This window comes from Streptomyces sp. MB09-01 (genome assembly GCF_033794505.1).
Lineage (GTDB): Bacteria > Actinomycetota > Actinomycetes > Streptomycetales > Streptomycetaceae > Streptomyces.
Genome location: NZ_JARAYQ010000331.1, coordinates 1 through 7,527 on the forward strand (window position 1 = coordinate 1; position 7,527 = coordinate 7,527).

Consider the following 7,527-nt stretch of genomic DNA (forward strand, 5'->3'; position numbering starts at 1 on the left):
CCTTTTTTGGGGGCTAGGAGATTTGTATAAGAGACCGCCCCACACTCGACCCTCCCCCACCCCCCGACCCGCACACTTATACGAGCCTCACAGGGTGTGCGCAGCGTAGGGCAACTGCGCAACGGCGAGCAACTATTCACAACCGCGCAAGGCTCTCAAAGCTTCACGCATGCGAAGGTGCGACGGCCTGCAAACCGCACGGAACAGGCCAACTCCCCTCCGGTGCGGGGTGACGCGCGAAGACACGGACCGTCACCGGCCGGAACGCACCCACGCCCGGTGAGCTAGGTCACCCCACGCGGCACCACGGCCCGAAGGCGAGGCCCGCGTCCATGAGGTCCTGCCGGGCGACGCACAACCCCCCATCGGCGTCGATCATCGCGATCGTGACCGCGCCACGGGCGTCGAGGGCGATGGCCGGCAGCCCGGCGCAGCGGTCTCCCACGGGGGCCCACCAGGCGCCGTACTGCTCACCCTCCGTGGGATAAGCGGCGATCTCAGGACATCCCGCGGCGCCCCGCTGGAGCAGGACGGTGCAGTCGTAGCCGTTGATGCGCGCACGGACGACGCCGACCGGGCCCGCGCCACCCGCCCCGCCCAGCGGCATCAGCGCCCGGGGCGCTCCGGCGGGAGCCATCGGGCGGTAGGCGACGACGCCGCCGTCCGCAGGGTGGCGCCAGAAGTAGGTCCCCCTGCCGGGGCCCGTCTCGTAGGCGCTGTACGTCCCTTCGACGACATCGGCCTCCATGCGCCCGAGCCACCTGAAGCCGCTTCCCGGGCCGTCCTGGCCCCAGTACGCGGCGCCACCGCGGAAGGGTGCGAGGAACTCGGCCCGCCCCTGGGCCGTGACGAGGGGAGCGACCGAGCCGCGCACCCATTTGCCCTGATAATCGGCCCAGTTATCCCATTTACCGTCCGCGTGCCGGGTACGGCCCCGCACGCCGACCCCGAACCGGGTGGCGACCACGTGGAGCGATCCGGCGCCGTCGGGCAGCACCATCGGGTCTCCCGGCGGGGACGGGGGCTCCCCCTCCCGCTCCGGCTCGGGGAACGGATTGCCCACCGCACGCCAGTCGCTGAGCGGGCGGCCGGTCTGGTACTGGGCGGCGATGACGAGTTCGTGGCCGCCCGGCGCCCCGTCCCGGTAGCGGGTGCCGGCGAACCAGACGAACCCGCTGGAGTCCTGGGCCAGTGTGAACCGGCCCGCCCAGCCCTCCACGGGGAAGAGGTCGGGCCCCTGCCAGACGTCCGAGCCCGGCGCCGACTCGGTCCAGCGCACCAGACCCTCGGAACAGCTCGCGTACGCGGTCAGCCGGCCGTCCCGCCCCAGCCGGAGCCACCCCCGGGCCGCGAGGCCGCCGTCGGCCGCCGCGGCTATCTCGGAGCCCGGAACCACGGGCGTGGCGGAGGTGACGCCCCGGCCCGTTTCCGCACGTTCGCGTCGCGCCATGCCCTGCCCACTCCTGCCCGTTCTCGCCCGCTTTGCCCGACCTGGCCCGGCGGGCCGTGGGACAACTTACGGCAGGGCGCCGACCGATCGAACGCCGGGGCGGACGTCCGGGACGGCCCCGGCCCGGTGCAATCTAGCCTGCCCGCGCCGTCACCACGGAGGCGGACCCACCGATTCCGCAGTCAGCGCACCGCCCCGGGACCTGTTCACCCGCCGTGAGCTGCCCCCTTCCCGACCGCAGGGCATTGTCAGACCCCCGGGAGAGGATCATCCTCATGACGATCCTTCCCGCCGATGAGGCGTTGTCCAGCCTGCCCAGCCTGTCCGGCCTGTCCGGCCTGTCCGGCCTGTCCGGCCTCGCCGACTACCGTGCCGCGCTGGAGCAGTTGCGCGAGGCGTCCCACGCCTACTACGGCGGGGAGAACACCTCGCTGGACGACGCCACTTACGACCGGCTGCGCCTATCCGTGCTCGCCTGGGAGGCGGAGCACCCGGACGAGGTCGCCCAGGACTCCCCGACGGGCCTGGTCGGTGATGGTGCGGCCCCGGCCGGCGACATAGCGCACACCACCCGCCTGCTCAGCCTCGACAACGTATTCGACCCGGCCGGCCTGGTCGCCTGGGGGGCCTCGCTCCAGCGCCGCCTGGGCCGCGCACCCGCGGGCGGGTTCACGGTCGAGCCGAAGATGGACGGGGCGGCCGTCGCCGCCCGCTACCGCGCCGGGCGGCTGGAGCAGATCATCACCCGCGGCAACGGCACGCACGGCGAGGACGTCAGCCACGTCATCGGCACCATCGAGGGCCTGCCCGGGCAACTGCCCGTGCCGGCCACGTTCGAGGTGCGCGGCGAGGTCCTTTTCACCCAGGCGCAGTTCGAGACCGCGAACGAGGTCCGGACCGCACACGGCGCGCAGGTCTTCGCCAACCCGCGCAACGGCACGGCCGGCACCCTGCGCGCGAAGGACCGTCCCTACCGGCTCGCGATGACCTTCTGGGCGTACGGGGCGGTCGAACTCGACGGCGTCGGCTTCGTCCCCGCCGGGGCCACGCACGCCGAGGTCCTGGCCGCCGTCGCCGAAGCCGGTGTGCAGACCACGGCCGGTACGCCGGCCGGTCTGCACGTGGTCGCGACCCTCACCGAGGCACAGCAGAAGGTCGACGAGATCGCCGCCCTGCGCCCCGGCCTGCCGTTCGGCATCGACGGGGTCGTGATCAAGGCGAACGACGCGGCCGAGCAGGCCGCGGCCGGGCTCGGCAGCCGATTCCCGTACTGGGCGATCGCCTTCAAGCTCCCGGCGGTCGAGCGGCAGACGGTACTGAAGGACGTGGTCTGGGACGTGGGCCGGACCGGCGTCCTGGCACCGACGGCCGTCCTCGAACCGGTGGACATCGACGGATCCACCGTCACCCGGGCCACCCTGCACAACCCCGCGGACATCCGCCGCCGCGACCTCCACCTCGGCGACACCGTGACGGTCTACAAGGCGGGCGACATCATCCCCCGCGTCCAGGCCGCCGTCGTCGGCCGCCGCCCGGCCGGGGCGCAGGAGGTCCCGCTGCCCGCGGCCTGTCCGAACTGCCATGGGGAGATCAACAAGGAACAGGAGCGGTGGCGCTGCGCACAGGGCTCCGGGTGCGCGCTGCCCGCGCTGGTCGAGTACGCCGCCGGACGCGACATGCTCGACATCGACGGTCTGGGCAGGACGTACGTCAACGCGCTGATCGAGTCCGGTGACGTCACGGACGTCGCCGACCTGTTCACCCTGACCGAGGACCAGCTCACCGCCGCCTCCGGGAGTGCCAAGCGCGGAGCGAAGCTGGCCGAGCAGATCGCGGCGGCCAAGTCCCGCCCGCTCAGCCGCGTCTTCTGCGCCCTGGGCGTGCTCGGTACCGGGCGCAGCATGTCCCGCCGCATCGCCGCGCACTTCGGCACGATGGACGCCATCCGGCAGGCCGATGCCTGCGAGATGCAGGAAGTCGAAGGCATTGGGCCGGAGAAGGCCCCGGTCGTCGTCGAGCAGGTCGCCTCGCTGGCCCTGGTCATCGACAAACTGGCCGCGGCGGGGGTCAACATGACGGAGCCGCAGCAGCCCCGGGCGGCCGTGGAAGGCCCGTTGACGGGCAAGACCGTCGTCGTCACCGGGAAGATGAGCGGACCGCTGGAGACCATGGGGCGCTCGGAGATGTACGCGCTGGTCGAGAAGGCCGGCGGCAAGGCGGGCAGCAGCGTCAACTCCAAGACCGCCTACCTGGTCTGCGCGCCGTCCGCGAGCGGAAAGCCGAGCTCCAAGGCCGTCAAGGCGGCGGAACTGGGGGTCACGGTCCTCACCCCGGAGGAGTTCGCCGAGCTCGTCGCCGACTGCCTGGGCTGAACGCGAGGGCTGTGCCCTCACGGCCGGCGCGGCTGCTGCCGCGCCGGGGCCCGTCAGTACACGAGCTTGTAGCTCACGTCCTTGGGCACCGGGGCCGGGGCGGTGTCCGTGTAGAGCAGCCGGATCATGGTGAAGCGGCGGAGATCGGGACGCTCCGGCCAGGGCTCCGGGCTGCTCAGGGTCACCGTCACCGGGTAGGACCGGAAGCGGCCGGCCGCGCAGTAGGGCTTGCAGTCGTTCACCATGTCGGTGCCGGTGGCGGTCGCGGTCTGCGGCCCCCAGGTCTCCCAGCGGAGCCGTACGAGGCGGTTGTTGCCGTCGCCACAGGCCAGCAGGTACTCCTCGGGGCGCACCTGCGCCTTCGAGAAGCAGTCGACGACCACGACCGGATCCGGCGTCGGAGCCGGCAGGGCCCGGGGCTGCGCGGAGGCCGGTACGGTGCCCGCTGCGAGAGCCGCGGCCGCACAGAGCAGGGTGGCGGTCCGCACCCTGGTCCAGGGGCCACGGACGCGCCGGCCGTCTCCTGATGCGTCCACGACGTCCTCCTCGCCCGACGGTCCCAGCGTCAGCGCTGAGATCATGCCCAGCTTCCCCCATCCGGGCGAGCCTCGCATCCGCAGCGCCCGGGGACGGAAGGGTTCCGGGGCCGGCTGCACGTACTACCTGGGGAGTACGCCTGAAACGCTACGCCGGGGTGACGCGGGTGAGGGCGGGTGCGGTCTAGCGTGGCCGTATGGACGAGCTGCGCGAGCGCCCGGGTCCCCCGTGGCGGAGGTGGGTGGAGCGGACCGGGCGGGGCCCGGCCTGGCGCTCCGCGCTGCTCGTAGCCGTCTTCGCTCAGGTCGGCGCCGGGTGGGCCGCGCACGCGCAGAGCGGGCGGGTGGCTCTGGACGGCTTCGCGCGGCTCCTGCTGCTGCTCGGGCCCGCCCTCCTCGTGGCACGGCACCGCCATCCGGTGGCCGTGGTGTATGCGGTCAGCGTGGTCACCCTGGTCTACGTCGGCGCCGGGTACCCCTACGGCCCCGTCTTCCTCAGCCTGGCCGTGGCCTGCTTCGCCGCCGTCGTGGCCGGCCGCCGCCGGGCCGCCTGGGGCGCCGTCGGCCTGCTCTGGGCCGGCCACCTGCTGATCGGCCACTGGCTGTACCGGTGGCTCCCGCCCGCCGGGGACGGGCCGGCGCCCTGGTCGCAGGAGGTGGCCGTCACCGCGTGGGTCCTCGCGATCCTCGCCGTCTCCGAGCTGGTCCGCCTGCGCCGTGAGCAGTGGGCCCGTGAGCGGGCCGAGCGGCGGGCGGCCGAGAGACGCCGGGTGGACGAGGAGCGGCTGCGGATCGCCCGTGAACTGCACGACGTCCTCGCCCACAGCATCTCGGTCATCAATGTCCAGGCGGGCGTGGGGCTGGCCCTGCTCGACTCCGATCCCGAGCAGGCCCGTACGGCGCTGACCACCATCAAGGCGGCGAGCAAGGAGGCCCTGGGCGAGGTCCGGCAGGTCCTCGGCACCCTGCGCGCCCCCGGTGAGGCACCGCGCACCCCCGCACCGGGCCTCGACCGGCTCGACGAGCTCGTCGAGCAGGCGGCGGCGGCCGGGCTCACCGTGGACGTCTCGGCCGAGGGAGAGGCCCGGGCGCTGGCGCCGGCGTGGATCTGGCCGCCTTCCGCATCCTGCAGGAGGCGCTCACCAATGTCGTACGGCACTCCGGTGCCCGCACGGCGCACGTGCGCCTCGGCTGGCGGCCGCGCGCCCTGGAACTGCGCGTGGAGGACGACGGCCCGGCCACGGGCGGCGCCTCGGACGGCAGTGGCAACGGTCTCGTCGGGATGCGCGAGCGGGCCTCGGCCCTGGGGGGCGGGATCGAGGCCGGACCGCGTCCGGACGGCGGCTTCCGGGTGGTCGCGAGGCTCCCGCTGACGGCCTCGGCCGCCGCGGAAGGGGAGGAGGGGGCGTGATCCGGGTCGTGCTGGCCGACGACCAGCTCCTCGTCCGGGCCGGGTTCCGGGCCCTGCTCGACGCCCAGCCCGACATCGAGGTGGTGGGCGAGGCCGCGGACGGCGCGGAGGCCGTGCGCCTGGTGCGCGAGCTGCGGCCCGACGTCGTGCTCATGGACATCCGGATGCCGGTGCTGGACGGGCTGGAAGCCACCCGCAGGATCACCGAGGACGGTCAGCCGGCCGCCGTGAAGGTGGTCATGCTCACCACCTTCGAGCTCGACGAGTACGTCTTCGAGGCGATCCGGTCCGGTGCCTCCGGCTTCCTCGTCAAGGACACCGAGCCGGACGAACTGCTGCGCGCGGTGCGTGCGGTGGTCGGGGGCGACGCCCTGCTGTCCCCCGGCGTCACGCGCCGCCTGATCGCGGAGTTCGCGGCCCGCTCGAAGCAGCCCGCCGCGGCGGCGGAGCTGGGCCGGCTCACCGAGCGGGAGCGGGAGGTGATGGCGCTGGTGGGCATGGGCCTGTCCAACGAGGAGATCGCCCGCCGCCTGGTCGTCAGCCCGCTCACCGCGAAGACCCACGTCAGCCGGACCATGGTCAAGCTCGGCGCCCGGGACCGCGCCCAGCTGGTCGTCCTGGCCTACGAGTCCGGGCTGGTCCGGCCCGGCTGGCTCGGCTGACCTGGCGGCCCGCGACCGTACTACCGGGGAAGTAGCCCCGGTGCAGCCGGCCGTACGACGACCCGGCACCCCTCTCGGAGCCAGTCTCGGAGTGAGACGAAGAGTCCACGATTCCGAGGAGCTGAGCCGAGATGAACACCTTCATTGCCCTCGCGTACGACGGGCCCGGCCCGTGGGTGCTGTTCTTCCCGCTGATCTGGGCGGCGGTCGTCATCGGCGTCGTCACCGTGCTGCGCCGCACCGTGTGGCGCGGCCGCCGTGCCCCGTGGCAGAACCGGGCAGCGGCCTACGGCGAGCACTCGCCGATCTCGATCCTGGGGCGGCGCTTCGCCTCGGGCGAGATCGACGAGGACGAGTACTGGCGGCGGCTGTCCGTCCTGGACGAGCAGTTCGGCCGCTCCCTCAAGGACGGCCCCGCCTGAACGCACGGAGCGGGTGGGTGGCGGGATCACCTCCGGGTGATCCCGCCGCCCGCCCTCACCTGCCCGGCCGGCCCTCGGCCTCAGCGGCTGGGCGCCGGTTCGTCGGCGGCACGGTACGGGGCGAAGCCCCGGTTGTCCTTGCAGCCGAGGTTCTCATAGCTGTTGACCTTGGTCACCGGGTCGGTGCCGAGCAGGCGGATCTTGCAGGCCTGCTTGATGAACCGTCCCTCGACCCCGCCGGGGAAGTCGATCTCCTTGTTCCACAGGTACGGCGATTCGTAGTGGTTGGCCCGGGCGGTGGAGTTCACGTCGATGCCGCCCGGGGCCTCGATCTCGTAGACCCATCCCGTCTTGGCCGTGCCGTAGGTGGCGAACTTCTCGGCCACCCACTTCTCGCAACTGGTGCTGAGGTGGGCGCTGGTCTGGCCGCCGCCCTTGACGATGTACTCGGCCAGCGGGGTCAGCTGGTCGCCGCGCGGTGTGAAGCCCGCCCGGAAGAGCTCCTCGACGTTCTCGCGGGTGTCACCGCGCCACAGGGGGTTGTCGTCGACGCGCCAGTGCCAGTTCTCGGCCTTCGCCGCGGCCTCGACGGCGTAGGCGATGAACGGGTTGGTGGTGGTGCTGAACCAGTCCCACGAGTCGAACTCGGAAACGGGCCCGCAGGGGCCGGTGTC

The 7,527-nt window shown here is 73.1% G+C and carries 6 protein-coding genes and 1 pseudogene; 4 read left to right on the top strand and 3 right to left on the bottom strand.

Annotated features, from left to right (window positions below; all coding sequences use genetic code 11):
- Positions 1-289 precede the first annotated feature (289 nt).
- Positions 290-1,450, bottom strand: coding sequence for a hypothetical protein (locus PV721_RS38720; protein ID WP_319732853.1), 1,161 nt, complete (start codon positions 1,448-1,450; stop codon positions 290-292).
- 275 nt (positions 1,451-1,725) lie between these two features.
- Here PV721_RS38720 and ligA point away from each other — a divergent pair, with 275 nt between their 5' ends.
- A complete protein-coding gene (gene ligA, locus PV721_RS38725) occupies positions 1,726-3,822 on the top strand; it encodes an NAD-dependent DNA ligase LigA (RefSeq protein WP_319732855.1) in 2,097 nt (698 codons plus the stop codon).
- Between the two features lie 53 nt (positions 3,823-3,875).
- Here ligA and PV721_RS38730 read toward each other — a convergent pair whose 3' ends face one another.
- Positions 3,876-4,403 (bottom strand): hypothetical protein, encoded by a 528-nt coding sequence (locus PV721_RS38730; protein ID WP_319732857.1) that lies wholly within the window; start codon positions 4,401-4,403, stop codon positions 3,876-3,878.
- Between the two features lie 152 nt (positions 4,404-4,555).
- On the opposite strand from PV721_RS38730, the pseudogene PV721_RS38735 reads away from it, so the two are divergent.
- From PV721_RS38735 to PV721_RS38745, 3 genes and pseudogenes are all read left to right on the top strand, one after another.
- Positions 4,556-5,769, top strand: a pseudogene (locus tag PV721_RS38735) (sensor histidine kinase).
- Positions 5,766-6,431, top strand: a complete 666-nt coding sequence (locus PV721_RS38740; protein WP_319732859.1) for a response regulator transcription factor — start codon at positions 5,766-5,768, stop codon at positions 6,429-6,431. The pseudogene PV721_RS38735 and the gene PV721_RS38740 overlap by 4 nt, the downstream one beginning before the upstream one ends.
- Positions 6,432-6,562: 131 nt before the next feature.
- Positions 6,563-6,853, top strand: a complete 291-nt coding sequence (locus PV721_RS38745; protein ID WP_319732861.1) for an SHOCT domain-containing protein — start codon at positions 6,563-6,565, stop codon at positions 6,851-6,853.
- Positions 6,854-6,933: 80 nt separating this feature from the next.
- Here PV721_RS38745 and PV721_RS38750 read toward each other — a convergent pair.
- Positions 6,934-7,527: hypothetical protein (locus tag PV721_RS38750; protein ID WP_319732862.1), on the bottom strand; the 594-nt coding region annotated here is incomplete at its 5' end.

Bases quoted from the DNA above. Each gene is read 5' to 3' on its own strand.
- PV721_RS38720 (WP_319732853.1), bottom strand. From the start codon at position 1,450: ATGGCGCGACGCGAACGTGCGGAAACGGGCCGGGGCGTCACCTCCGCC.
- ligA (WP_319732855.1), top strand. From the start codon at position 1,726: ATGACGATCCTTCCCGCCGATGAGGCGTTGTCCAGCCTGCCCAGCCTG.
- PV721_RS38730 (WP_319732857.1), bottom strand. From the start codon at position 4,403: ATGATCTCAGCGCTGACGCTGGGACCGTCGGGCGAGGAGGACGTCGTG.
- PV721_RS38745 (WP_319732861.1), top strand. From the start codon at position 6,563: ATGAACACCTTCATTGCCCTCGCGTACGACGGGCCCGGCCCGTGGGTG.